At 50.8% G+C, this 22,461-nt stretch carries 22 protein-coding genes, 1 tRNA gene and 1 riboswitch; of the genes, 5 read left to right on the top strand and 18 right to left on the bottom strand.

The features are described 5' to 3' along the window. Positions 1-107: 107 nt before the first annotated feature. From ybaL to V9K92_RS17835, 3 genes are all read left to right on the top strand, one after another. A complete protein-coding gene (ybaL, locus tag V9K92_RS17845) occupies positions 108-1,871 on the top strand; it encodes a YbaL family putative K(+) efflux transporter (RefSeq protein WP_115052628.1) in 1,764 nt (587 codons plus the stop codon). A gap of 42 nt (positions 1,872-1,913) precedes the next feature. Then, a complete protein-coding gene (locus V9K92_RS17840) occupies positions 1,914-2,858 on the top strand; it encodes a lysylphosphatidylglycerol synthase domain-containing protein (RefSeq protein ID WP_337354552.1) in 945 nt (314 codons plus the stop codon). Between the two features lie 136 nt (positions 2,859-2,994). Beyond that, the gene (locus tag V9K92_RS17835) at positions 2,995-3,555 is read left to right on the top strand and encodes an RBBP9/YdeN family alpha/beta hydrolase (protein ID WP_115052626.1); all 561 of its coding nucleotides are present in this window, start codon (positions 2,995-2,997) and stop codon (positions 3,553-3,555) included. On the opposite strand, the gene cysW is transcribed toward V9K92_RS17835, so the two are convergent. From cysW to V9K92_RS17820, 3 genes are all read right to left on the bottom strand, one after another. Further along, positions 3,552-4,418: a sulfate ABC transporter permease subunit CysW gene (gene cysW, locus V9K92_RS17830; RefSeq protein ID WP_337354551.1), complete on the bottom strand. Its 867-nt coding sequence runs from the start codon at positions 4,416-4,418 to the stop codon at positions 3,552-3,554. The genes V9K92_RS17835 and cysW overlap by 4 nt on opposite strands. Continuing rightward, positions 4,402-5,244, bottom strand: coding sequence for a sulfate ABC transporter permease subunit CysT (gene cysT, locus V9K92_RS17825; protein WP_337354550.1), 843 nt, complete (start codon positions 5,242-5,244; stop codon positions 4,402-4,404). The genes cysW and cysT overlap by 17 nt, the downstream gene beginning before the upstream one ends. Positions 5,245-5,347: 103 nt before the next feature. Beyond that, positions 5,348-6,355 carry a sulfate ABC transporter substrate-binding protein gene (locus tag V9K92_RS17820; protein ID WP_307286044.1) on the bottom strand — a complete coding sequence of 336 codons (1,008 nt, stop codon included), beginning with the start codon at positions 6,353-6,355 and terminating at the stop codon, positions 5,348-5,350. A 746-nt stretch (positions 6,356-7,101) separates the two neighbouring features. On the opposite strand from V9K92_RS17820, the gene V9K92_RS17815 reads away from it, so the two are divergent. Next, positions 7,102-7,551, top strand: a complete 450-nt coding sequence (locus tag V9K92_RS17815) for an RrF2 family transcriptional regulator (RefSeq protein ID WP_115052622.1) — start codon at positions 7,102-7,104, stop codon at positions 7,549-7,551. 12 nt (positions 7,552-7,563) lie between these two features. Beyond that, the gene (locus tag V9K92_RS17810) at positions 7,564-8,160 is read left to right on the top strand and encodes a class I SAM-dependent methyltransferase (RefSeq protein WP_115053253.1); all 597 of its coding nucleotides are present in this window, start codon (positions 7,564-7,566) and stop codon (positions 8,158-8,160) included. Between the two features lie 5 nt (positions 8,161-8,165). On the opposite strand, the gene V9K92_RS17805 is transcribed toward V9K92_RS17810, so the two are convergent. From V9K92_RS17805 to V9K92_RS17735, 15 genes are all read right to left on the bottom strand, one after another. Continuing rightward, entirely contained in the window at positions 8,166-8,939 is a 774-nt protein-coding gene (locus tag V9K92_RS17805) for a thiazole synthase (RefSeq protein ID WP_336439818.1), read from the bottom strand. Between the two features lies 1 nt (position 8,940). Then, positions 8,941-9,138 (bottom strand): sulfur carrier protein ThiS, encoded by a 198-nt coding sequence (gene thiS, locus V9K92_RS17800; protein ID WP_115052620.1) that lies wholly within the window; start codon positions 9,136-9,138, stop codon positions 8,941-8,943. Further along, a complete protein-coding gene (thiO, locus tag V9K92_RS17795) occupies positions 9,107-10,102 on the bottom strand; it encodes a glycine oxidase ThiO (protein WP_337354549.1) in 996 nt (331 codons plus the stop codon). Before thiO ends, thiS begins: the two co-directional genes overlap by 32 nt. Position 10,103: 1 nt before the next feature. After that, entirely contained in the window at positions 10,104-11,921 is a 1,818-nt protein-coding gene (thiC, locus tag V9K92_RS17790; RefSeq protein ID WP_336439816.1) for a phosphomethylpyrimidine synthase ThiC, read from the bottom strand. Positions 11,922-12,023: 102 nt separating this feature from the next. Further along, positions 12,024-12,144, bottom strand: a riboswitch (TPP riboswitch). Between the two features lie 45 nt (positions 12,145-12,189). After that, on the bottom strand, positions 12,190-12,759 hold the full coding sequence (locus V9K92_RS17785) for an NAD(P)H-dependent oxidoreductase (protein WP_115052618.1): 570 nt from the start codon (positions 12,757-12,759) through the stop codon (positions 12,190-12,192). A gap of 181 nt (positions 12,760-12,940) precedes the next feature. After that, the gene (gene rpsU, locus V9K92_RS17780) at positions 12,941-13,222 is read right to left on the bottom strand and encodes a 30S ribosomal protein S21 (RefSeq protein WP_337354548.1); all 282 of its coding nucleotides are present in this window, start codon (positions 13,220-13,222) and stop codon (positions 12,941-12,943) included. A 167-nt stretch (positions 13,223-13,389) separates the two neighbouring features. Beyond that, positions 13,390-13,734: a RidA family protein gene (locus V9K92_RS17775; RefSeq protein WP_008123603.1), complete on the bottom strand. Its 345-nt coding sequence runs from the start codon at positions 13,732-13,734 to the stop codon at positions 13,390-13,392. An 85-nt stretch (positions 13,735-13,819) separates the two neighbouring features. Further along, positions 13,820-13,895, bottom strand: a tRNA-Lys gene (locus tag V9K92_RS17770). Between the two features lie 112 nt (positions 13,896-14,007). Beyond that, positions 14,008-14,946: a PhzF family phenazine biosynthesis protein gene (locus V9K92_RS17765; protein ID WP_337354785.1), complete on the bottom strand. Its 939-nt coding sequence runs from the start codon at positions 14,944-14,946 to the stop codon at positions 14,008-14,010. A 52-nt stretch (positions 14,947-14,998) separates the two neighbouring features. After that, positions 14,999-15,712, bottom strand: a complete 714-nt coding sequence (locus tag V9K92_RS17760; protein ID WP_307286067.1) for an NUDIX hydrolase — start codon at positions 15,710-15,712, stop codon at positions 14,999-15,001. 3 nt (positions 15,713-15,715) lie between these two features. Further along, complete coding sequence (locus V9K92_RS17755) at positions 15,716-16,831, bottom strand: endonuclease/exonuclease/phosphatase family protein (RefSeq protein WP_337354547.1); 1,116 nt, start codon at positions 16,829-16,831, stop codon at positions 15,716-15,718. Positions 16,832-17,386: 555 nt separating this feature from the next. Beyond that, entirely contained in the window at positions 17,387-18,406 is a 1,020-nt protein-coding gene (ilvC, locus tag V9K92_RS17750; protein ID WP_113097408.1) for a ketol-acid reductoisomerase, read from the bottom strand. A gap of 60 nt (positions 18,407-18,466) precedes the next feature. Then, positions 18,467-19,105, bottom strand: a complete 639-nt coding sequence (locus V9K92_RS17745; RefSeq protein WP_307286079.1) for a TetR/AcrR family transcriptional regulator — start codon at positions 19,103-19,105, stop codon at positions 18,467-18,469. Between the two features lie 85 nt (positions 19,106-19,190). Further along, positions 19,191-20,414 carry an FAD-dependent oxidoreductase gene (locus V9K92_RS17740; RefSeq protein ID WP_337354546.1) on the bottom strand — a complete coding sequence of 408 codons (1,224 nt, stop codon included), beginning with the start codon at positions 20,412-20,414 and terminating at the stop codon, positions 19,191-19,193. Between the two features lie 23 nt (positions 20,415-20,437). Further along, positions 20,438-22,363 (bottom strand): potassium transporter Kup, encoded by a 1,926-nt coding sequence (locus V9K92_RS17735; RefSeq protein WP_337354545.1) that lies wholly within the window; start codon positions 22,361-22,363, stop codon positions 20,438-20,440. Positions 22,364-22,461 lie beyond the last annotated feature (98 nt).

Genomic DNA, 22,461 nt, shown 5'->3' with positions numbered 1-22,461 from the left:
AAACGGTTTGCAAGCCGGACCCGGTAGGCAATACTGTTACAAACAACGATCCATCGATTGATACGAGTGTCTTCCATTAACAAACCTCAAGGGGGAGAAGCCGACATATGCCTCATGAAACGCCGCTGATTGCGACCATCGTCATAGGCCTTGTGCTAGCCTTTATTTTCGGTGCGATTGCCAACCGTCTGCGTATCCCTCCCCTTGTCGGTTACCTTGTTGCCGGTGTTCTCGCTGGTTCACACACTCCCGGTTTTGTTGCCGATCAAGATTTGGCAGCCGAACTCGCCGAAATCGGCGTTATTCTGTTGATGTTCGGTGTCGGGCTGCACTTCTCTCTTAAAGATCTTCTTTCCGTGCGAGCGATCGCCATTCCCGGTGCCATTGTCCAAATTCTGGCCGCAACGCTTCTCGGACTGGGACTTGCCTGGATTCTCGGATGGAGCCTTCAAGCCGGATTTGTTTTTGGTCTGGCCCTATCTGTTGCCAGTACTGTTGTTCTCCTTCGCGCAATGCAAGAGCGCCGGCTCATTGAGACAGAACGCGGTCGCATTGCTGTCGGCTGGCTTATCGTTGAAGATCTCGCCATGGTGTTGGCGCTTGTTCTGCTGCCTGCAATTGCTGGTGCACTTAATGGCGGCGACACGCCCAGCGGGCCAATTCACGCCAATAGCGATCCCATAGCAGCCTATTTCAATCTCGGTATTGGCGGCGTGATCGCCCTGACACTCGGTAAAGTTGCGGCGTTCGTTGCCGTTATGCTGATTGTGGGCCGTCGCGTTATTCCATGGACCCTCCATGCCATTGCCCACACCGGCTCACGCGAACTTTTCCGGCTTGCAGTTTTAGCAATTGCGCTTGGCGTGGCTTTTGGCGCAGCAAAACTCTTTGGCGTATCGTTTGCACTGGGTGCGTTCTTCGCCGGCATGATCATGAGCGAGTCTGAATTGAGCCACCGGGCCGCTGAAGAATCGCTGCCGCTACGCGATGCTTTCGCGGTTTTGTTCTTTGTTTCGGTCGGTATGCTGTTCGATCCGATGACAATTATAAACGACCCCCTGCCGCTTCTTGCAACGCTGGCGATCATTGTCATAGGCAAATCGCTGGCTGCCTTCTTCATCGTGCTTGCATTTGGCTATCCAACCGGAACTGCGCTTATCATCTCTGCCAGTCTCGCCCAGATTGGCGAATTCTCCTTTATTCTGGCGGAACTCGGTGTCGGTCTGGGCATGCTTCCAGAGGAAGGGCGCGACCTCATTCTTGGCGGCGCCATTCTTTCAATTCTCGTGAATCCGTTGGTTTTTGCAGGGGTAACCTATGTAAAACCTTGGTTAGAAAAGCGAGCACCCGCAGCTACAGAACCGGCGGCGGAGGCGGATACTCCGAAAGCAGACGAAACGGATGTAGAGGAAATTCGTCCCACATTGCTTACCGACCACGCTGTGCTGGTTGGTTATGGGCGAGTTGGCAGTCTGGTCGGAGATGCGCTGAAAGAGGTCGGAAAGCCATTCCTTGTTATAGAAGACGCCGACAAGACAGTTGCCAAATTGCGGGACGATAACATTGAAACAATCGTCGGGAATGCTGCAAACGGTGATATTCTCGCTGCTGCCAATCTAGCCGGTGCACGGCAGCTTATTCTCGCTATCCCGAATGCGTTCGAGGCAGGACAAATCGTAGTCAAAGCCCGCGCCGCCAATCCAGTTATCAGCATACTTGCCCGCGCTCATTCCGATGCGGAGGTTCAGCATTTGCAGGATCTGGGTGCTGACGCCGTGATCATGGGAGAACGCGAGATAGCGCGAGGAATTGTTTCGCATATACTGAGTTTGGATGAGCCAAAGCCAGAGGGACCACTGACCGAAACCTAAAACTAAAAGAATGATGATTACGAAGGCCGGGCAGGAAAGACAATGAAACTTAAAGATTACATTTGGCCGGTCGTAGGGTTGGCCGCAGTCGGCATATCTGCATGGCTTCTTTACAAGGAGTTGCGTAGTATTTCGCTGGATGATGTGGTCGACAGCCTTAAAGCTATATCGATGCATCGTTGGGTACTGGCTGCTCTAGCGTCGCTAGTGGCCTATGCCGCCCTTGCTGGTTACGACCGCATCGCGCTTTTGCACCTTCGCCGCAAGATTTCATGGGTGTTTATAGCCCTTTGTTCGTTCACGACCTACGCCCTATCCCATAATATAGGTGCTTCCGTGCTTTCGGGCGCGGTCGTCCGGTACCGCGCTTATTCCTCGCAAGGGATGAGCGGGCCGGAAATAGCGCTCCTGATTGCCTTTTGCTCATTCACTTTTCTAGTTGGCGTTATGAGTTTGAGCGCCATCGTGCTTCTGATTGAGCCGGAAATTCTACAGCGGTTCAATTCGGAATTACCGCTTTCACTAAGCTATATTCTCGGTCTTGGTTCGCTGTCACTTATCTTGCTTTACGCTTTCGGCAGCTGGCTGCACTTTAAGCCGCTACGCATTCGCCAGTTTACCCTTGAATATCCCCGGCTGACTGTTGTCGCGCAACAATTAGTCGTAGGACCACTGGAGCTCATCGGCGCGGCTGCAATTATTTATTTCACATTGCCAGAAGCCGGAAATCCCGGATTTATGATTATCCTTGGCATATTTCTTGTATCCTTTTCTGCCGCACTGATATCGCATGCACCGGGCGGATTAGGCGTGCTTGAACTCGTCTTTCTGACGGGCCTCCCGGACATGAATCAAGCCGACGTGCTTGCCGCTCTCATCATATTCCGTCTGTTCTACTTGTTGATTCCATTTGCTCTTTCGCTGGTGGTTGTGCTCGTCTTCGAACGTTCGCAATTGCTCCTGCGCTGGTATAAGAAAGAAGAATGAACATCGGACCATTTTCAGGTTGAGCGATTTCACGTAGGAAATATTTTCCAGATAAGCCACAAATTGGTGCGCAGTTTCTTCAAGAGCACAGCGCCCCACTCTATTTTGAAGGCAGACTTCAACGTGGAGTGCCACAATGACAACATTGATTATTCCGGGATACCGCGGCTCCGAAAATGGCCATTGGCAACGCCAGTGGTTGCTTGAGGATGAGACATCGCAGCTCCTTGAACAGGATGACTGGGACAATCCGGATCTATCCCAATGGCTTCATGTATTGGAGGCCGCTCTTGCCGAAACGCCCGGTGCCATTCTTGTGGCCCATAGTCTAGGATCTATTTTGGTGGCTCACCTTGCGAGCAGGCCTTCAGCTGCGCATGTAGCGGGCGCTGTGCTCGTGGCACCTGCAGACGCAGAGCGTATGGCCGCTTGGGATAAAAAGTTTGCAAGTTTCGCGCCCTTGCCGCGCCATAAACTGAGCTTCCCTTCTGTGGTCGTGGCAAGCCGTGACGATCCTTATATGTCTTTCAATAAAGCACAGGCACTAGCGAATATCTGGGGTTCCGGTTTCGTCGATATGGGTAATTCAGGGCACATTAATGTTGAAAGCGGTTTCGGCTCGTGGCCAGAAGGACATGTCCTGGCAGATTCAATGCGCAGGCCTCACCAGAGTTTTCGCGCACAACGCGCTGCCTAAGCCAATTGCTTGCGTTCAAGCAGATATTTGAGAACTAATGTCACGACAGCAATCAGCGCCAATGTAGATGAGGCTGCAAATGCACCAGTGACATTATAGTCATTGAATAGCAGCTCAATTTGCAAAGGCAGAGTGTTGGTTTGCCCCCGAATGGCGCCGGAAACAACTGAAACGGCACCAAACTCGCCCATCACGCGAGCATTGCATAGCACCGCACCGTAAAGAAGAGCCCAACGAATATTCGGCAATGTAACGTAAAAGAATGTTTGCAAGCCATTGGCGCCAAGGGTGATTGCCGCCTCCTCATCTTCGCTACCTTGAGCCTGCATCAGGGGAATAAGCTCGCGTGCAACGAATGGGCTTGTAACGAAAAGGCTGACCAAAAAGATGGCGGGAACCGTAAACATAATTTTTATGTCGTAGTTCTCCAACAACGGTCCAAGCAGGCCCTGACTCCCATATAGGAAGAGATAGGTTACACCCGCAACGATTGGCGAGACCGAAAAAGGTATCTCGATAAATGTAATCAACAACCCTCGTCCGGGAAATCTAAAGCGCGTAACCAACCATGCCACACAAATCCCGAACATCATGTTGATCGGTACTACGACGATCGCGGTCAAGACAGTTAGCCAAATCGCGTGCAGAGTTGCGGGTTGGCTTATCTGAGTCAAATAAACCGTCATGCCCTCCCGAAATGCATAGGTGAAAATAACGATCAGAGGCACGCCGATAAGTAATATAGACAGCAAAATCGCGGAAATTACCAAAAGCCGCTGGGACAATCGCACGGGCTTTTTGCCGTGTCGCGATGACGGCTTCAGGCTCCCGACGGGCGCAGCAAGATTAGTTACGTTCTGCATATTTCAGCTGCCAGGCCTGTATTGAGTTTGTTACGAAAAGCATGACGAACGCTACGACCAACATAACTGTCGCTATGGCTGCAGCTGCGGGATAGTCATATTCATCAAGCCGGATAAAGACGAGAAGAGACATAACTTCTGTTTCAAACGGCAAATTGCCCGAAATAAAGACGATGGCACCAAACTCTCCCAAGCTTCTTGCAAATGAAAGGCTGCAACCAGCGACAAATGCCGGAAAAATGGCGGGCCAGATAATGTTTGCGAATATCTGACAGTTTGTGGCACCCAAAGAGCGGGCAGCCTCTTCTACATCTGTTGCCACATCTTCCAAAACGGGCTGAACCGTCCGGACAACGAAGGGAATGCTGGTAAACATCATCGCGAGCGCAATTCCCAAAGGTGCATATGCGATTTTGATACCCAGCGGCTCCAGATACCGTCCGAACCAGCCATTGGCGGAAAATACGGTGACCAATGCCAACCCAGCAACGGCCGTGGGCAAAGCGAAAGGCAAGTCGACCACCGCATCAAGAAGTCGTTTTCCGGGAAACTCGTAACGCACCAATACCCACGCTAGGAGCATCCCAAAAAGCGCATTCAGCAAGGTGGCCAACAAAGCTGCACTGACTGTTATGCGATAGGTTGCGACGGCCCGTTCAGAAGAGATGATACTCCAGAAATCCGCCCAACCCAGATTGAAGGATTTGTACAGCATTGCCAGCAATGGCAGAGCCACAATCAACGTAAAATAAAATAACGTCACTCCAAGAGTGAGACCGAAACCGGGCAAAATTCCGCGCTGACTGGACTTGGAAAACAATGACATGCGAGGTTCTTAATTCATCCAGACTTTAACGCAAGTGATCTGTTGCAACGAAAAACGACGCGGATTGGCTGCCGCGCCGTCTGTATAGAGATTTACCTTTGATTCAGCGCTTGGTGAATACCTTATCAAGAATACCACCTTCAGCCAGATGATCTGTGGTGACCTTCTTCCAGCCTCCGAACACATCCTCGACAGTCAAAAGACGGGTTTCTGGAAACTGCGAGGCGTATTTGGCTTTGACTGCTTCATCATGCACACGGTTATAATTCTGCGCGAGGATGTCCTGGCCTTCCGAGGTGTAAAGGAATTTCAGATAGCTTTCAGCAATTGCACGTGATCCGCGCTTATCCGCAACTTTATCGACTACAGATACTGGAAACTCAGCTAACAAGCTTACCGGTGGAATGACCGCTTCGTACTTATCTTCGCCAAGCTGCTTTCGAGTGCCCAGCACCTCTGCCTCGAACGTGATGAGCACGTCGCCAATCCCGCGTTCAGCGAAAGTTGTGGTGGCAGCGCGACCGCCAGTGTCAAACACCGGAACATTGGCAAGCAACTTTTTCGCGAATTCTTGAGCCTTTGCTTGATCCTTATTGTTTGCCTCAAGCGCATAGGCATAGGCGGCCAAGTAAGTATACCGACCATTACCGGATGTTTTCGGATTGGGGAAAACAACCTTTACATCATCACGAACAAGATCATCCCAGTTCTTGATATTCTTTGGATTACCGGCCCGCACGAGAAAAGCAGGAAGGGAATAATATGGCGATGAATTGTTGGGAAGGCGTGATTGCCAATCGGCTGGGATCAAATTTCCCTTATCGTGCAACACTTGCACGTCGGTCACCTGATTGAACGTTACAACGTCAGCCTCAAGGCCTTCAAGAATGGAGCGCGCCTGCTTCGATGAGCCCGCATGCGACTGGTTTACCGTAATGTCCTTACCGACCTGTACCTTGTAAGCAGCGCTAAAAGCTTTGTTGATCTGCTCGTAAAGTTCACGGGAGATATCGTAAGAGACATTGAGAATTTCCGTAGGCTCTTCTGCCGCTTGTGCAGGAGTTAAAGCAAAGCCCAGCGCCAAAGCCGCAAAAGCAACCAATTTTTTCATGAAATTCTCCCAGTCGGAGGCGATAATCGCCCAATCTACTTTTCAAGCCACACCCAATCCGCCTGCTCTCCGGCTTCACGGACAATTATTCTAAGATTGTCGGTAAAAAACGGGCGGAAGGAAGGGTTACCTTTCCAAGGAACCGCAAAGAATAGAAACAAAATACTATGAACTGGGCAAATCAGGGCAAACGACGGCGATGCTCCAGGCCGCCCGCATTAATTGATATACTTCGGGTCTCAGGCTGTCGGTTTACCAAAAACCACGATGTTGCCAGCACCACAGAAAATCTTCCTCGCCCGAGTTGCGCCGCTTCTTCACACGAGCTTTATCATCTGCGCAATTCTCAGAATTACGAGCATCGAATTTGATGTTATCAGACGTGAATACCTCACGCCATAAACGCTCCGCTCGACTGAAGATGTTTGAGACTTCACTATACATTGCGACCTCCAAAAATAACTCGGCTGTAAAGTGGCTTACCATTGACGGGCAATAGAACGACAATGATGACGCCTTGAAATTGTTTGTCAATAATCACGACTGATTTAATCGTGTATCAAAATGGCTTCACAAAGGTATTTTTCAAAGCAAAAACCTTAATGAATTATTATTTTTCAGAGCATTACGTGCCATTATTGAGAAATTCGGGCGCCGCAAAAAAACTCACATTTTTTACGTTTTTATACTAGGAAATGTTTATCGAAGGGCTATGACTGCACCCAGAAGGTTGTAGGCTAAGAAGAATGATATCGCAAAAAGCCAAATATGCTCTCCGCGCGCTTGTCGTCCTCGCACGCGCCGACTCTGAAAAAGCTTTATTCATTTCGGATATTGCAGAAGAGCAAAATATTCCAAAGAAATTTCTCGAACAGATTTTGCTAGACCTAAAGCGTGAAGGCATTGTCATGAGCCGAAGAGGCAAGATGGGTGGCTATCTTCTTCTGAAAGGTGCGGACGACATTACTTTCGGCGAAATTCTGCGCCTGATAGACGGTCCCATAGCGTCCCTTCCGTGTTTGAGTAAAATTGCCTACCGGCGCTGCGAGGACTGCAGCGATGAAGATACCTGTGAAATCCGCCATGTTTTCAACGAAGTTGCGAATGTAACACGCGGGGTACTCGACAAAACGACCATTGCCGATTGTCTGATCTATGGCGAAAAGGGGAAAATACCCGCCATTCTTGATATGTAAAAGGACGATGTGGTGGTCGCTGAAGATCAAGATACTCTTCGATTTTATTCAGAAGAAGCTGAGACCTATGCCAATCGCATTGAACATAGATCATACGAACGATTGGATTCCTTTCTTATTCGTCTTACTCGCAATTGCTCCATTCTAGAACTTGGTTGCGGCGGCGGCGATGACAGTGCCCGCATGCTCGCTCTAGGCTTTGACGTTACACCTACCGATGGCAGCCCAGAACTTGCCTATCAAGCTGAGAAACGTCTGGGCGTTCCTGCAAAAGTATTGAAGTTCGATCAAATCAAGGATCGCAGCAAATTTGATGCTGTGTGGGCCAACGCCTGTCTTTTACATGTTCCGCGACCAAACCTTGCCGCTATTCTTCAGCGTATCGAGCGAGCGCTTAAATCAGGCGGTTTGTTTTATGCCAGTTACAAGGCTGGAAAGCAGGAAGGGCGCGACAAGTTTGGGCGTTATTATAACTACCCCTCTCCTGAATGGCTTAGGCAGGCTTATGGCTCAAGCTGGTCTTTGGTCGAGATCAAGAATTATATGGGGAGTGGTTACGATAATGAGCCGACGGAATGGCTCGATGTTATTGCTACAAAGGCCAGGTAATCTCCCTATGTGAATACAGCCTTGCCTATTACAGGCGTTGACGGCACAGCCATATCGCGCGGCTCCAGCACGACCGCTTGATAAGCTTGATGGCCAGCCTCAACAGCTTTGGCAAAAGCCTGTGCCATTGCTGGCGGATTGCCTGCCTTGGCTACCGCTGTATTGAGAAGGACCGCATCAAATCCCAATTCCATCACAGCCGCTGCATGCGACGGCCGACCCAAGCCAGCATCGATAATAATCGGAACCTCAGGGAAATGCCCGCGTATCGAGCGCAATGCATGCAAATTGAGCGGTCCCATGGCTGAACCAATAGGCGCGCACCACGGCATGAGAACATCGCAGCCCGCTTCCAGCAACCGTTCAGCGATGACCAGGTCATCGGTTGTATAGGGAAACACCTTGAAGCCATCTTCGCTCAAAATCCTTGCGGCTTCTACCAAAGCGAAAACATCGGGTTGTAGAGTGTCGTGATTACCAATGACTTCGAGCTTGATCCAGTCTGTAGAAAAAACGTCACGCGCCATATGCGCAGTCAGCACAGCTTCTTTCACGGTGTGACACCCGGCTGTATTAGGCAATACGCGCAATTCCAAGGAACGAAGCAAGGACCAAAATCCGTCGCCAGTTTTCGTGCCAGCCATTTCGCGGCGCAACGACACGGTTATGATCTCTGTTCCTGAAGCTTTAATCGCATCTATAAGAATTGCAGGAGATGGATACTGCGCCGTACCAAGCAAAAGGCGAGACGATATTTCGGCGCCATAAAGTTTTAACATTTCACCCACCCTGCTTCGGGGTCAAAATTTCGATGCGATCACCATTCTTTAGAGTGTGATTCTGCCGCTCGTTTGCTCGTACAAGCTCACTATTGACTGCTGTTGCGAGCCATTCACCCTCAAATTCAAGCTCTAACAACAGCGCTTCAAGAGTTTGCGCCGAGACATCATGCGCTTGTCCGTTCACGGTTAGTTTCATGGCGTATACTCCTTTCTTTCAGGATCATGTCGGCAGCCTGCTTTGCCATCGCTGGCGCAAGCAGAAAACCGTGTCGATAAAGTCCATTAATGCTGATGCAATTGCCCGTTTTAACCACGCGCGGCAGATTATTTGGGTAGGCTGGGCGAACGCCTGTTCCGGTTTCGATAATTTCGGCTTCACCAAATGCCGGGTGAACACTGTAGGCGGCGTTCAACAATTCCATCATTGAGCGCGCCGTTACCGGTCCATTGGCATCGCTCTCAATCATCGTCGCGCCCACCATGAAGGTGTGGTCCGGTCGGGGCACAATATAAAGCGGGAACCGCGGGTGAATAAGCCGTATGGGTCGTGATAGTGATATGTCTTTGCTGCGCAAAATGAGCATTTCGCCACGCACGCCCCGCAAATCAATATCTGGAGACGCGATTCCAGTACAATCGACAACCCATTCAAAGCTGGAAATTTCAGCGGCGCTCATCTCAGTTTCGCAGCGGGCGCCTAACCCAACGATTTTTGCCTTTAATTCCGTTAGAACCTGACGTGGCGCCAGATGCGCCTCACTTTCAAAGAACAATCCCTTGCGGAAAGCCGCCTCGCCAAGATCGGGTTCCAAGAGCGAAATTGCTTCCTCACCAATGCGCACAAAGCCCGACGTCCGCGCGCCAAAGCGCTCCAGTTCTTTTACATCCCGCGGTGTGGCCACCACCAGCGTTCCCTTGCGACTCACGGATCCGGGAATTACAGACTCCCACCAATTGGCCGCGTTCATTCCAAGATCAATGACAGCCTGTTCAGCGCTTTCGCGCTCACACCAAGGTGCGAGCATGCCACCGGCATACCAGGAGGCTGCAGAATTTTCGCCGCCAAAGGGGTCTAGTATCGTCACTTCGGCTCCACGTGCTCGAAGCTCATAAGCAACTGTGAGGCCGGCAACGCCGGCCCCTTTCACCAGAATATTCACCTCATTCCCCGGCATTGAGCGGCATATAGAGCTCGCCGCCTGTGCGGAATTTCTCCGCCATCGCTGCCATGCCTTCTTTTTGAGCCTCCGCACGAATGTCGTGTGAAATGCGCATTGAGCAAAACTTCGGCCCGCACATTGAGCAAAAATGCGCAACCTTATGCGCTTCTTTCGGCAAGGTCTCATCGTGGTAGAGTCTCGCCGTCTCAGGATCCAGAGAGAGATTAAACTGGTCCTCCCAGCGAAACTCAAAGCGCGCACGGGATAGAGCATCATCTCGAAGCTTCGCCGCCGGATGCCCCTTGGCCAAATCCGCCGCATGTGCAGCAATCTTGTAGGTAATAACGCCGACCTTTACGTCGTCTCGATTGGGCAATCCCAGATGTTCTTTAGGCGTAACATAACAAAGCATCGCCGTGCCAAACCAGCCGATCATTGCAGCACCGATGCCAGAGGTAATATGATCGTAGCCGGGAGCAATGTCTGTCGTCAGCGGTCCAAGCGTGTAGAATGGTGCCTCTCCGCAAACAGCAAGCTGCTTGTCCATATTCTCTTTGATCTTGTGCATCGGCACATGACCAGGACCTTCGATCATAACCTGGCAATCTCTGGCCCAAGCGATCTGAGTCAGTTCACCCAATGTTTCAAGCTCAGCAAACTGCGCCGCGTCGTTTGCATCGGCTATTGAACCGGGTCGCAATCCGTCACCGAGTGAAAAACTGACATCATAAGCACGGCAAATATCGCAGATTTCCTCGAAATGCTCATAAAGAAAGCTTTCCCGGTGATGATGCAGGCACCACTTTGCCATGATTGAACCGCCTCGCGAGACGATGCCCGTGACACGATTAACCGTCAGTGGAATATAATGCAGTCGGACACCGGCATGAATAGTAAAGTAGTCGACGCCCTGCTCTGCCTGTTCGATCAGCGTATCTCTGTAAACTTCCCAAGTCAGATCTTCAGCGATACCGCCAACCTTCTCCAGCGCCTGATATAGCGGGACAGTTCCGATGGGAACCGGCGAATTACGGATAATCCACTCGCGAATATTGTGGATGTTGCGCCCGGTCGACAAGTCCATCACCGTATCGCCACCCCAGCGGATAGCCCAAACCATCTTTTCGACTTCCTCCTCCATCGACGATGTGACGGCGGAATTACCGATATTGGCATTGATCTTCACGAGGAAATTCCGACCTATGATCATAGGCTCAAGCTCAGGATGATTGATATTGGCAGGTATGATGGCCCGCCCCCTGGCGATTTCCTCCCGTACGAATTCCGGTGTCACATGATCCGGTAACGATGCACCGAATGACTCGCCATCCCGAACTTGGTTCCGTGCGGCTTCCCGACCGAGATTCTCCCTTATAGCGACATATTCCATTTCAGGCGTAATAATTCCCGCGCGGGCGTAAGCAAGCTGCGTAATCGCTTTTCCGTCGTAAGCGCGGCGTGGCTGATATTGAACAGGAAATTCTCTTGTAAGCCGCTCGCCCGTGGCGAAGCCATTGTCAGCTGACTGGATTATTCGCCCCTTATAGGAATAGCTATCGGCCTGTTGACCGATTTTCCATGCCTCACGAACACGTGCGATCCCTTTATTGATATCGATACTTGCAGTTGCGTCAGTGTAGGGACCGGATGAATCGTAAACCGCAAGGTTTGGCTCACCAGCGGTGGGATGAACCGCAATTTCGCGCAAGGGAACGCGAATATCAGCATGTATCTGCCCTGGTTTATAAATCTTGATTGAGGCGGGAAGCGGCCCGGTTGAAACTTTCGGGGCCTCGGTAATTTTTGTTACAGCAGTCATCGTCAGGTTCCTTTGCGTTATTGCAGGAAACCCAGTTCTGAGCCGGAAGGATGAAAGAAGCCTCGCGAATCCAATCATGGATTCAGTGCGAATGCACTATGCGCGATAACCTTTGCACCGTCCCTACGCCAGTGTGAACTGGATCAGGTTCAACGGGTCACTGCGCTTGGCTATGCCTGAAGCAGTATCTCAGCCCCTTGTCGGGACTCCCCTGGTGAATGGCCTAAAGTGAACCGCCTGACGTATTGCTGTCAAGCGCTTCATAAAATTACGAAGCGCGAAGCGGTTTCAGAGCACCTGCCCATTTTGCAAGTTCAGTCAAAACCGTGCTGGCGCTGGTAGTTATCAGTTCATTTGGCGTGAACACGCCATCATCGTTGATAAACTGCTGGTACGAAGGAATGGGAACGCTTTCTGCAAGCGAAACCATACGGAGTGCCGAGATCAACCCTTTGACCGATTCGGTAGCACGCAATCCACCGGAAACACCGCCATAACTTACAAAGCTTACAGGTTTGTAGTTCCACTCATTCCATAAATAGACCAAGGCATTGATGAGCGAAGGTGGCGCGTTGTAGTCATATTCAGGCATGACAAAGATGTAAGCGTCGGCCGGCTCAATCGCCTCACTCCACTTCTTTGTATGCGGATGTTCGTATTTTTTCATGCGGGGATGATTCGGTTCGTCATAGACCGGCAACTTGAAATCAGCCAAATCGATAAGCACAGGGTCGAACTTGCCATCCTGCTTGGCGAATTCGTTGAACCACTTTGCTACAGCAGGACCACCACGCCCGGGCCGCGTGCTTGCGATTATAATATTGAGCCTGAGTGCCATAGGATCATATCTCCAAAACTGCGATAATCGATAAGTAAAGACATTGACCCATCGCACAAGAAGGCACTTTTTTGAAACTGCCCGGAATGTCTGCGTAGTCCCACAAAAAACGAAACCCGCTATAGCGATTTGGCCATGCGGGTTTGTCGTCACAATGAAGGGCGTTAAAGCCCGTCAGATATTAGCGATTATTATTATTATAGTCGTTACCTGCTGGCGCGCCAGGGCGTGCAACACGTTCTTTTTTCTTTGGTCCAGGCAACAAGCCTTCGCGTTGAGCCTGCTTGCGGGCGGCCTTGCGGGCGCGGCTAACGGCTTCTGCTTTTTCGCGAACACGACGTTCAGAAGGCTTTTCGAAAGCCTGACGGGCCTTCATTTCGCGAAATAGACCTTCGCGCTGCATCTTTTTCTTCAAGACCCGTAGGGCTTGTTCAACATTGTTATCACGGACGAGAACTTGCAATCGTTTTCCTTACCCATGCTTGCCTCGTCTTGCAGTACCAAAACTGGCCACAATCAGACAAGCGTTTGAAGAATTGCCACAACGGCAATCCGGAGAAGCGCGGACTTTATTCATTCCCGCGCCAAAAATCCAGTGCACCCAAGCAATTAAACTTGGATACGCAATCTTTAGATTGCAGCCGTGATGATGATTTCAACCTTATATTCCGGTGTTGCAAGCTTGGCTTCACCTGTCGCGCGTGCTGGAGCATTGGCCGGATCAACCCATGCATCCCATACTGCATTCATTTCGCCAAAGTCCTTCATGTCATCAAGCCAGATGATGGCCTGCAACAACTTCGACTTATCTGTGCCTGCCTCTTTGAGCAAACGATCAACCGAGGCCAGGACGTCTTTAGTCTGTTCTGTTACGCTCTTGCCCGGACCACCTACCTGACCGGCCAGATAGACTGTATTACCATGGATCACGGCCTGGCTCATGCGAGGGCCTGCTTCAATACGACGAACGCTCATGAAAATCTCCTGTGGAAGGTTTCGGACAAGCCGAGGCTTGCTTGGTGCAAGAAAAAAGGGCCATACGGCCCTCGTTTCAGAAAAATGGTGGGCACAGTAGGGATCGAACCTACGACCCGCTGATTAAGAGTCAGCTGCTCTACCAACTGAGCTATGTGCCCGTCAGCCGCTTCCGCGACGACAGTGAGCGCTCTATAACGGGGCAAATCTTGCCTGTCCAGCCCTTCATCAAACTTTATCGCGTTGATCGGCAAGAAGATGAAATTTTCGCTCTCAGACAAACAACTTGCCCTCTGCCACCTTGATCGCCGCGCCGCCGATTCGTGCGCTTATGATCGCCTTATCCTTAATATCGAGCTCTAGCTCAAGCTTCGACAGCCGGCCCATCTCATAGCCTTGTTCAATAGAAAACCGCTGAACCCCATCGAGCGGTTCATCGAACAAGTGAATTGCACCGGCAAACGCAGCTGTCGCTGAGCCGGTTGCAGGGTCTTCATAAGTTCCTTCGTCACTGACAAACATACGCGAATGAAAGTCGTTCTCATGCCCTACGGTTTCACGGCAGTAAGCATAAACCGGCAATTGCCTATGGCCAATTCGGGGTGCTATCCGCTGCATTGCAGCCTGATCGATCCGTATCCGAGCAGCTGATGCAAGACCACGTATCGGCACAAGTAAAAATGGTACACCGGCATCCCAAATGCTGGGAACATGGTTTTCAAAACCAATCTCGTCGCGCTCTAACCGCAGTGCCCGCGCTATAGCAACCTTGTCGTAGTTGTAGTCTACCCGTTGCGGCAATTTAGGGAGGTCAAATTCCGCAAAAGCCCCGTGTTTTCCCAGTCTTACGCCGCACCGAACAGGTCCAACCTGCTCTTCCAAAATAATAAGCGCATCTTGATCGCTTTCAACTTCACCAAAACGATTTTGCGCAAGTGACACAGCTGTCCCAACCGTAGGATGCCCGGCGAACGGCATCTCATAATCCGGCGTAAAAATGCGGACCCATGCTGTATGAGCGGCGTTTTTCGCCGGCAGCACGAAAACTGTTTCCGACAGGTTGAACTCACGGGCGATACGCTGCATCGCCTCATCATCAAGGCCCTGCGAATCGTGAACGATTGCCAATGGATTCCCTTTCAGGACCTCGGAAGTAAAGACATCATATATTTCATAACGGCGGAAGGTCATGGGCGTTGCCCCTTTTTCAATTTGATGAAAAATAGACCAACCCTAAGGTGGCGCAAGTCAAACCTTGTAACGGTTACATTTGGCTGAAATGCCAGTCGCCGAACGCGCGGAATGTAACAGGTGTTGTATCGGTCATATCAGCCGATGAAGCCACTGCAACAACATCGTCGAGCTCCGAAATAAGTTCTGCAGCGATATGGCGACGTATGCGCGTCAACAATTCTTGGGAACACAAATCAAAATAATAGCGACGAAACAATGCAATGCTGCGATCCGCGGTAACGAGATAAATATTGCTGTCAAAGCCCTGAGCATCCGCTAAATCAATAGCAGTCTCCTCCAAAACCTCACGCCTCATATTCCCTTCAATATCAATAATTTCGTTGCGCACATCACCTTCATCAAAGGAACCGGCCGGAAAATAGACACGCCCTGCCGCCGCCGTTGAACTGGCCATTCGACCGGCGATCAGCTTATTGTCGTTAGAGACGATCACGCCTACTGCATAAACGTGCCAAGGCTTCAGTGATGTCCGATTCTTCTTCCAGTGCATCATCGTTTTGAAACGCGTGCGTTTATAGACCGCTTCGAAGGCATCACCGTTGACGTGAGCCTGCTCAGCCATAAAGAAATCGCCATTGAAAAGAGTAGGATTGGCTCTAATTTCCTCTTCCCAATTTGCCCCAATTTCAGACTTGTTTTCTAATTCATAGGTGAGCGAGCCACTTTCTATCCGTATCGCGGCATGTTTGAGCTCAATCACCGTCTTCTCGGGAGAGGCTTTCATTGTTCAAACCATGTCAAACGTAACTACGACAGGACAATGATCGCTGGCCTTGGGGCGGTCCCAGCCAATACGAGGAAAACGTTCAAACTTTTGATCAGGTGGGAATACTGCCCGGAATGGCTGTCCTTGTCTGATGATGTCGGGAACAGCTTGCATGTTATTCTGCGCCAAGGACGGTGACGCCAAGATATAATCAAGCTGGCACAAGTGCCGTTCATTGGGTCCTCGCGTGTGATAAAGCGTCCAGCGATCCATTTTGGGGCGTCTTTCTACCAGATTTTCACAAAAGCCACCCTCAAGCAGGATGTTAAGACTGCTCTCTATCTCTTTAACCGGCTCGAACATGTACCCAACCAGCGTGTCCCCCTTGATAAGAACACGCTCTCGATAATCATTGAAATCACCACAGATGACCCAACTCTTATCAGCTGATCCCCCACTGCTGGCAAATTTGTCTTCGATGATACGGCGCACGGCCTTTGCCTCCGCAACTCGGACGGGCATGGAAGCAGCCCGCCCATCCATGCCGTTGCGAGGCGTGCCCATGGATTTGAAATGACTGACAAAAAGCGTCAACGGCTTTCCACCGATGCGCACGTCGATCTCTAGGCAGTCACGCTTGAATATTCGCTGGTAGGATTCGATACCCAATAACGCCAGGTCAGAGCTATAAATACCAAAATCATTATATGTGAGATGGGCATGACTCGTCATCGCAACAAATTCGATCGGTAAACCGTCACGTGTCTGATCTCGCATCAGGACAGCAACGTCGATGCCACGGCTATCATTTCCTTCGACCATATATTTGTGGCGATAGCCCTCACCCACCATCTTGAACAAATAGCCGAATTCGAAAGCATTCAGCGCGCCGATATTGTCCACCTCCTGGAGGCAAAGAATGTCCGCGTGAGTTTCGGCGATCGCCAATGCGGTCAGCTGGCGTGTGTCATCGGCATAAGCAATAGCTCGAGCCTGTTCGAGTTGCCGGTATTGCGCCTCATCATCTATCTGAAAGAGCTGCAAGGCTCTGTCTTTGTTAAGATTATTTTTGAAACCGGAAAAGTCGAAGCGATTCATCAGATTTTCAACGTTGAAGGTAGCAATGCGAACTGACATGCAAATACTCTGGATTAAGATCAATGACGCTCTATGCGCTCATAGCCTACCCGCATTACCCCGTTGCTGCCAGTAGCGATTGGCATCACAAGCGCCTATATCAACTCTATGAATAACCGGAAGCTTGAAACAATGAAATTTCTTAAGATGGCGCTGGCTCTTCTGGTTTTAGAAATGGTCGGCCAGACGCCGACTGCTTTCGCGCGAGAAATCCAGACATATCGACCGGCTCCGCGAGGGCTTGATGTGGTGCCGCGATCCCCAACGATCCTGCGCAATAATAGTCCGTATCGGGATAGTCTGCGGGATTGTTCGACAGGAAACTGCTACAATGGACGAGCTAACCGACCGACCGGAAATAACGGTCCTACGCAGGCTGAGAAATGTCGCGCGGCCTATCAGTCCTATCGAGCTTTCGACAATACCTATAAGCCATATAACCGTCCGCGAGAACGATGCAATTTGTAATGTAAATTCAGTGGCTTCGCCGAATCTAAAGGCACAAAAAAGCCACCGGGTTTCGCCGGTGGCCTTTAAAATTGTGTTCTGATCTTCTTAGTTCTTTGCCTTATCGACCAGCTTGTTGCTACCGATCCAAGGCATCATGCCGCGCAGCTTCTCACCAACTTCTTCGATCTGGTGTTTGTCATTGTTGCGACGGATGGCCTTGAAGCGCGATGCGCCGGCCTTATATTCCTGCATCCAATCGGAAGTGAACTTGCCGGTCTGAATGTCGGTCAGAACGCGCTTCATCTCTGCTTTTGTCTCGGCTGTGATTATGCGTGGGCCGGATACATACTCACCCCACTCTGCAGTGTTCGAGATCGAATAATTCATGTTGGCAATACCGCCTTCATAGATCAAATCAACGATAAGCTTTACTTCGTGCAAGCACTCAAAATAGGCCATTTCAGGCGCATAACCACCTTCAACCAATGTTTCGAAACCAGCGCGGATCAGCTCAACGAGACCGCCGCACAGAACAACCTGTTCACCGAACAGATCGGTTTCGCATTCTTCACGGAAATTGGTTTCGATAACGCCCGAACGACCGCCACCAACGCCACAAGCGTAGGATAGAGCGAGATCATGTGCGTTGCCGGATGCATCCTGATGAATAGCGATGAGGCATGGTACGCCACCGCCCTTCTGATACTCACCACGAACCGTGTGGCCGGGGCCCTTTGGCGCGATCATAACAACGTCAACAGTCTTCTTCGGCTCAATGAGACCGAAGTGAACGTTAAGACCATGAGCAAAAGCGATCGCAGCACCATCGCGGATGTTATCGGCGATATGGTCCTTGTAGATATCGGCCTGCAATTCATCAGGCGTTGCCATCATCATAAGGTCGGCCCATTTGGCTGCCTCGGCAACGCTGACGACCTGAAATCCGTCCGCTTCAGCCTTTTTCGCTGTTGCTGAACCGGGACGCAGAGCAATGCGCACATCCTTTGCACCGGAATCCTTCAGATTGAGCGCATGCGCACGCCCCTGCGAACCGTAGCCGATGATGGCGACCTTCTTCGACTTGATCAGATTGATGTCCGCATCACGATCATAATATACGCGCATTTTGTTATTCCTTCCTATGTTTCAATCAGTATTGTTTTCCAGTCGCTTGACCGGTTTTTCTCAAGGTTTGTATAGAACCAGAAATTGTTCAGTGGCCCGTTTTGCGTCACGCTCAATAGCTGCCTCGCCCAACTCGAAGCGATCTCCTAGCAGCAGACGAATTTGCAAATCGCGAACCACCAGACCAAAAAATGTACGGAATGCCTCATCGGTCTGTTCGAACTTAAGCAACCCCGCTTCCCGGCCAAGCAGCAGAACGGGCTCGAGCCTGCGAGCCATGGCAAATGGGCCATTCTCCAGAACGATACCGCCAAGATCGCGACCAAGTCCGTGCTTGTCTGTGCCGGCATGCGTGACAGCAACGCGGTTCAATGCAACTGAGATTTTACCCGACAAAACCCGCAGCCAATCGGCCGCGAAACGCTCCAAACCAGCTACCAGCGCATCGCGATCAAATGCATTGCGGCTGACGGGTACTCCCCTGACCTTGGAGGCTTGCCACTGGACCGTAGCCGTCAGCAAGCCATCGCGGTCGCCAAACCATTTGTATAAGCTTTCTTTCGAACAGCTTGCACGGCGCGCCACGCTTGTCATTGTAAGTTTGTCGCCAGCTTCAACCAGAAGCGCGAGCGCAGCATCAAGGACGTCTTTCTGACGTTCCGTTAATGCCGTTTCGCTGATTTCCAGTTCTGCTTTCAACACATCCTCCAACCGTACCGTACCGTACGTTACGGCTTGGCTTTTAATACATGTCCCAGGGTTTGACAAGCGTTAGGCCGAAAATTCAGCTCCAGACTTTCTCACGCAATCCGATCGGTCCAAATGGATCTATCAGCGTGCCTGAAACCATTGCTGCCAATAATTGCGGCGCTGGCGGAATGCCAGAAATTATTGGTACCAAGCGGTCACGGATGAAGGGCAATATTCTGGAGTCTGATTGATAAAATGGCGTGAATGCGCGCGACAACGCTTGGAAACTCCGTATATGCCCACGTCGCGACGATGCATATAGCGACAATGCTGTTGCAAGGTCTGATGAAGAATGCAGCGCATGAGCGAGAGCCTTGGCATCCAGCAAAGCCATATTTGCACCCTGCCCCAATTGGGGACTCGTCGAATGTGCTGCATCGCCAATAACCGAAAGGTGACGCCCGATTGGGAAAGGGAGTGTATGATGGCCATAACGCGCCAATGCCATATCATCGAAGCTGCCGATCTGGTCGAGATAAACCGAACATTCCGGCCAAAGTGACAATATATTGTCTTTCCATTGCGTCATTCCGGCACTACGCAATTTTGCGTCTTCGTCTGGCTTGGTACTCCAGAAGAAGGCAGCGCTCTTCTCGCCAGCAACGCTTGCTTTGCCTATCGGCAGCACGCCAATCATTATTCCTGCTTTGCGATAACGCTGTTGCAGCGAACGCTCATCAAAGGCATCCGGATGCCATTTGAGCGAGGCCCAATAAGCCCCATAAGCCAGCGGCTTCGGGTCGCGGCTCTTGTATGCAAATTTATTTATTTTCGATCTCGATCCGCTGGCATCAACAATCAGATCAAAGGCCCCGACGCGGCGGCCAGTATCCGTTATGAGCCAAGCGGAACCAGCTCCGACTTCCATTGAAACAACATCAATATTCGTCTCAATATCGATAGCTTCGCGTAGCACTGCATCGTAAAGCACACCAAACAAAGCCGCCCGGTGAACCGCAATGCCATAACGCCCACCCTTAAGCGCAGAGTATCTCACGTCAAGAACAGTGCGGCCAGAATGTGCATCCGCACCATAAAGTCTGTCGATGCGACTACCCAAACCCCGAATCATCTCAAACAACCCGAGATCGTCAAGAACCGTCAGTCCCGTGGGTTGAAGGATAAGACCTGAACCAACCGCAGAAGCCGATTCAAACCGTTCAAACAATGTAACATGATTGTCCGAACGCTTAAGGTAGAGCGCGGCGGCCAATCCAGCCGGTCCTGCGCCAACAATAGCGACCTGTAATTTTTTCATGCGGACCAGTTTGCTAATGCGGGCTAAATATTGACCTGCGTTCCAATCTCGACGACGCGTCCTGTTGGTATCTGAAAATATTCAGTCGCATCGCTGGCGCTTCTTGCCAGAGCAATGAAAAGACGGTCCTGCCAGCGTGGCATTTCAGAGCGCGCCGAAGCCTTCAAGGACCTCCGGGACAGGAAGAATGAAGTCGTCATAATATCGAACTTCCAGCCCTGCTTACGACAAATCGCGAGCGTCCTAGGAATGTTTGGTCGCTCCATATAGCCGAACGTCAAGGTCACCCGCATGAACAGGTCGTTGATAGGTTCTATCCGCACCCGCTCACTCTTTTTCACCAAAGGCGATGGAGCGGTGATTACGGTCAGGATCACATTGTTCTGATGCAAAACCTTGTAGTGCTTAAGACTGTGCATGAGCGCTGTTGGCGTGCTTTTCGGATCGCCAGTCAGGAAAACCGCAGTGCCCGGGACCAGGGTAGGCGGATTTTCAGCCATTTTCTTTGAGATCAAAGCCAGCGGAACTTCGCCCTTGCGAGTTTTCTCGAAGAGCTTCCGGCTGCCGCGAACCCAGGTAAACATGATAAGAACAACCAGGAAAGCAACGACCAAAGACGCCCAGCCTCCATCTACGACCTTAATCAAATTGGCGCTTACAAAAACAAGGTCGATGATGAGGAAACACGCGGTCAGACTGGTTGCCAACCACAAACTCCATTTCCAGATGCGGGTCATGACAATGAAAAGCAGGATTGTCGTTACTAGCATATTTCCAGTAACGGCAATACCGTATGCGGATGCCAAATTTGAAGAGCGCTCGAAGCCCAAAACAAGCAGTATAACAACAATACCGAGAAGTGCGTTGACCTTTGGCAGGTAGACTTGGCCTGACTGTTTCTCTGACGTGTGCTCGATATTCAGGCGCGGCAGAAGGTTCAACTGCACAGCCTGACGGGACAATGAATATGCGCCCGAAATAACGGCTTGGCTGGCGATAACAGTGGCCATAGTCGCCAACACAACCATCGGTAAGAGTGCCCAATGCGGGAACATCTCGAAGAATGGATTTTTTGCTTCATCCGGATTAGCGAGGATGAAGGCGCCCTGCCCAAAGTAATTGAGCAGCAAACACGGGAAAACAACCCACATCCAAGCGGTAGCAATCGGTTTGCGTCCAAAGTGGCCAAGATCGGCATAAAGCGCTTCCGCACCTGTCACGGCAAGGAACACAGTTCCAATCGTGGGGAAAGCGGTACCCGGATTGTCCATGATATATTCGAACGCATAGTATGGGTTAACAGCCGCAAAAATGCTGAGATCGTCGGCAATGTGCAGCAGGCCGAAAAAACCGATTGCAAGAAACCAGATCAACGTAATCGGTCCAAATATCTTTGCTACGCTCGCTGTCCCAAACCTTTGGATGGAGAACAAGGTTAGGAGGATGACAATCGTTATCGGGACGATAAATGGTTTTAATGTTGGCGTTACTATCTCAAGTCCCTCGACGGCCGAGAGAACAGAGATCGCAGGCGTTATCACGGCATCCCCATAAAACAGGGAAGCGCCAATGATACCAAGCCCCAAGATAAGTTGCGGCCGTGATTTAAAGCTGGACCGGGCCAGGGCCATCAAGGATAGGATACCGCCTTCGCCGTCATTATCTGCGCGCAATACGAAGGTGACGTACTTGATGGTAACAATGACCGTCAATGCCCAAAAAATCATGGATACGACGCCGAGCACGTCAGTACGGCTCAAGCTGCCATCAAGGGAGGCAGCATGCAACGCTTCGCGAAAAGCATAGATCGGGCTGGTTCCGATATCGCCATAGACAACACCAAGCGCGCCCAGAACGAGAACTGGAAAGGCTTCCTTGTGATGCGGTTCTGGCTCGTAACTTACCGAACCGTTATCGCAATCATCGCCGACCGCTTGCTGGTCATTCATAAAAGTTTTCCCTCGCTCCTACAGCGTGGGCGGACGAGTTAGTCGTGTTGCACCGCAATATCAATCGCCATTTTAACATATCTCATCCTTTGCGTTAT

Source organism: Phyllobacterium sp. CCNWLW109 (assembly GCF_037203905.1).
GTDB classification, from domain to species: Bacteria; Pseudomonadota; Alphaproteobacteria; order Rhizobiales; family Rhizobiaceae; genus Phyllobacterium; species Phyllobacterium ifriqiyense.
Note: the sequence above shows the minus strand (reverse complement) of the source record. Positions and strands in the feature narration are given on the sequence as shown.

Excerpts from the sequence above, each read along its gene's own strand:
- ilvC (WP_113097408.1), bottom strand. The coding sequence starts at position 18,406 with ATGCGCGTATATTATGATCGTGATGCGGACATCAATCTGATCAAGTCG.
- V9K92_RS17785 (WP_115052618.1), bottom strand. The coding sequence starts at position 12,759 with ATGGCACTCAGGCTCAATATTATAATCGCAAGCACGCGGCCCGGGCGT.
- V9K92_RS17775 (WP_008123603.1), bottom strand. The coding sequence starts at position 13,734 with ATGAGCGTTCGTCGTATTGAAGCAGGCCCTCGCATGAGCCAGGCCGTG.
- cysW (WP_337354551.1), bottom strand. The coding sequence starts at position 4,418 with ATGCAGAACGTAACTAATCTTGCTGCGCCCGTCGGGAGCCTGAAGCCG.
- V9K92_RS17840 (WP_337354552.1), top strand. The coding sequence starts at position 1,914 with ATGAAACTTAAAGATTACATTTGGCCGGTCGTAGGGTTGGCCGCAGTC.
- V9K92_RS17815 (WP_115052622.1), top strand. The coding sequence starts at position 7,102 with ATGATATCGCAAAAAGCCAAATATGCTCTCCGCGCGCTTGTCGTCCTC.
- V9K92_RS17835 (WP_115052626.1), top strand. The coding sequence starts at position 2,995 with ATGACAACATTGATTATTCCGGGATACCGCGGCTCCGAAAATGGCCAT.
- V9K92_RS17760 (WP_307286067.1), bottom strand. The coding sequence starts at position 15,712 with ATGAAAGCCTCTCCCGAGAAGACGGTGATTGAGCTCAAACATGCCGCG.
- V9K92_RS17740 (WP_337354546.1), bottom strand. The coding sequence starts at position 20,414 with ATGAAAAAATTACAGGTCGCTATTGTTGGCGCAGGACCGGCTGGATTG.
- V9K92_RS17820 (WP_307286044.1), bottom strand. The coding sequence starts at position 6,355 with ATGAAAAAATTGGTTGCTTTTGCGGCTTTGGCGCTGGGCTTTGCTTTA.
- cysT (WP_337354550.1), bottom strand. The coding sequence starts at position 5,244 with ATGTCATTGTTTTCCAAGTCCAGTCAGCGCGGAATTTTGCCCGGTTTC.
- ybaL (WP_115052628.1), top strand. The coding sequence starts at position 108 with ATGCCTCATGAAACGCCGCTGATTGCGACCATCGTCATAGGCCTTGTG.
- thiS (WP_115052620.1), bottom strand. The coding sequence starts at position 9,138 with ATGAAACTAACCGTGAACGGACAAGCGCATGATGTCTCGGCGCAAACT.
- thiC (WP_336439816.1), bottom strand. The coding sequence starts at position 11,921 with ATGACTGCTGTAACAAAAATTACCGAGGCCCCGAAAGTTTCAACCGGG.
- V9K92_RS17805 (WP_336439818.1), bottom strand. The coding sequence starts at position 8,939 with ATGTTAAAACTTTATGGCGCCGAAATATCGTCTCGCCTTTTGCTTGGT.
- V9K92_RS17755 (WP_337354547.1), bottom strand. The coding sequence starts at position 16,831 with ATGTCAGTTCGCATTGCTACCTTCAACGTTGAAAATCTGATGAATCGC.
- V9K92_RS17735 (WP_337354545.1), bottom strand. The coding sequence starts at position 22,363 with ATGAATGACCAGCAAGCGGTCGGCGATGATTGCGATAACGGTTCGGTA.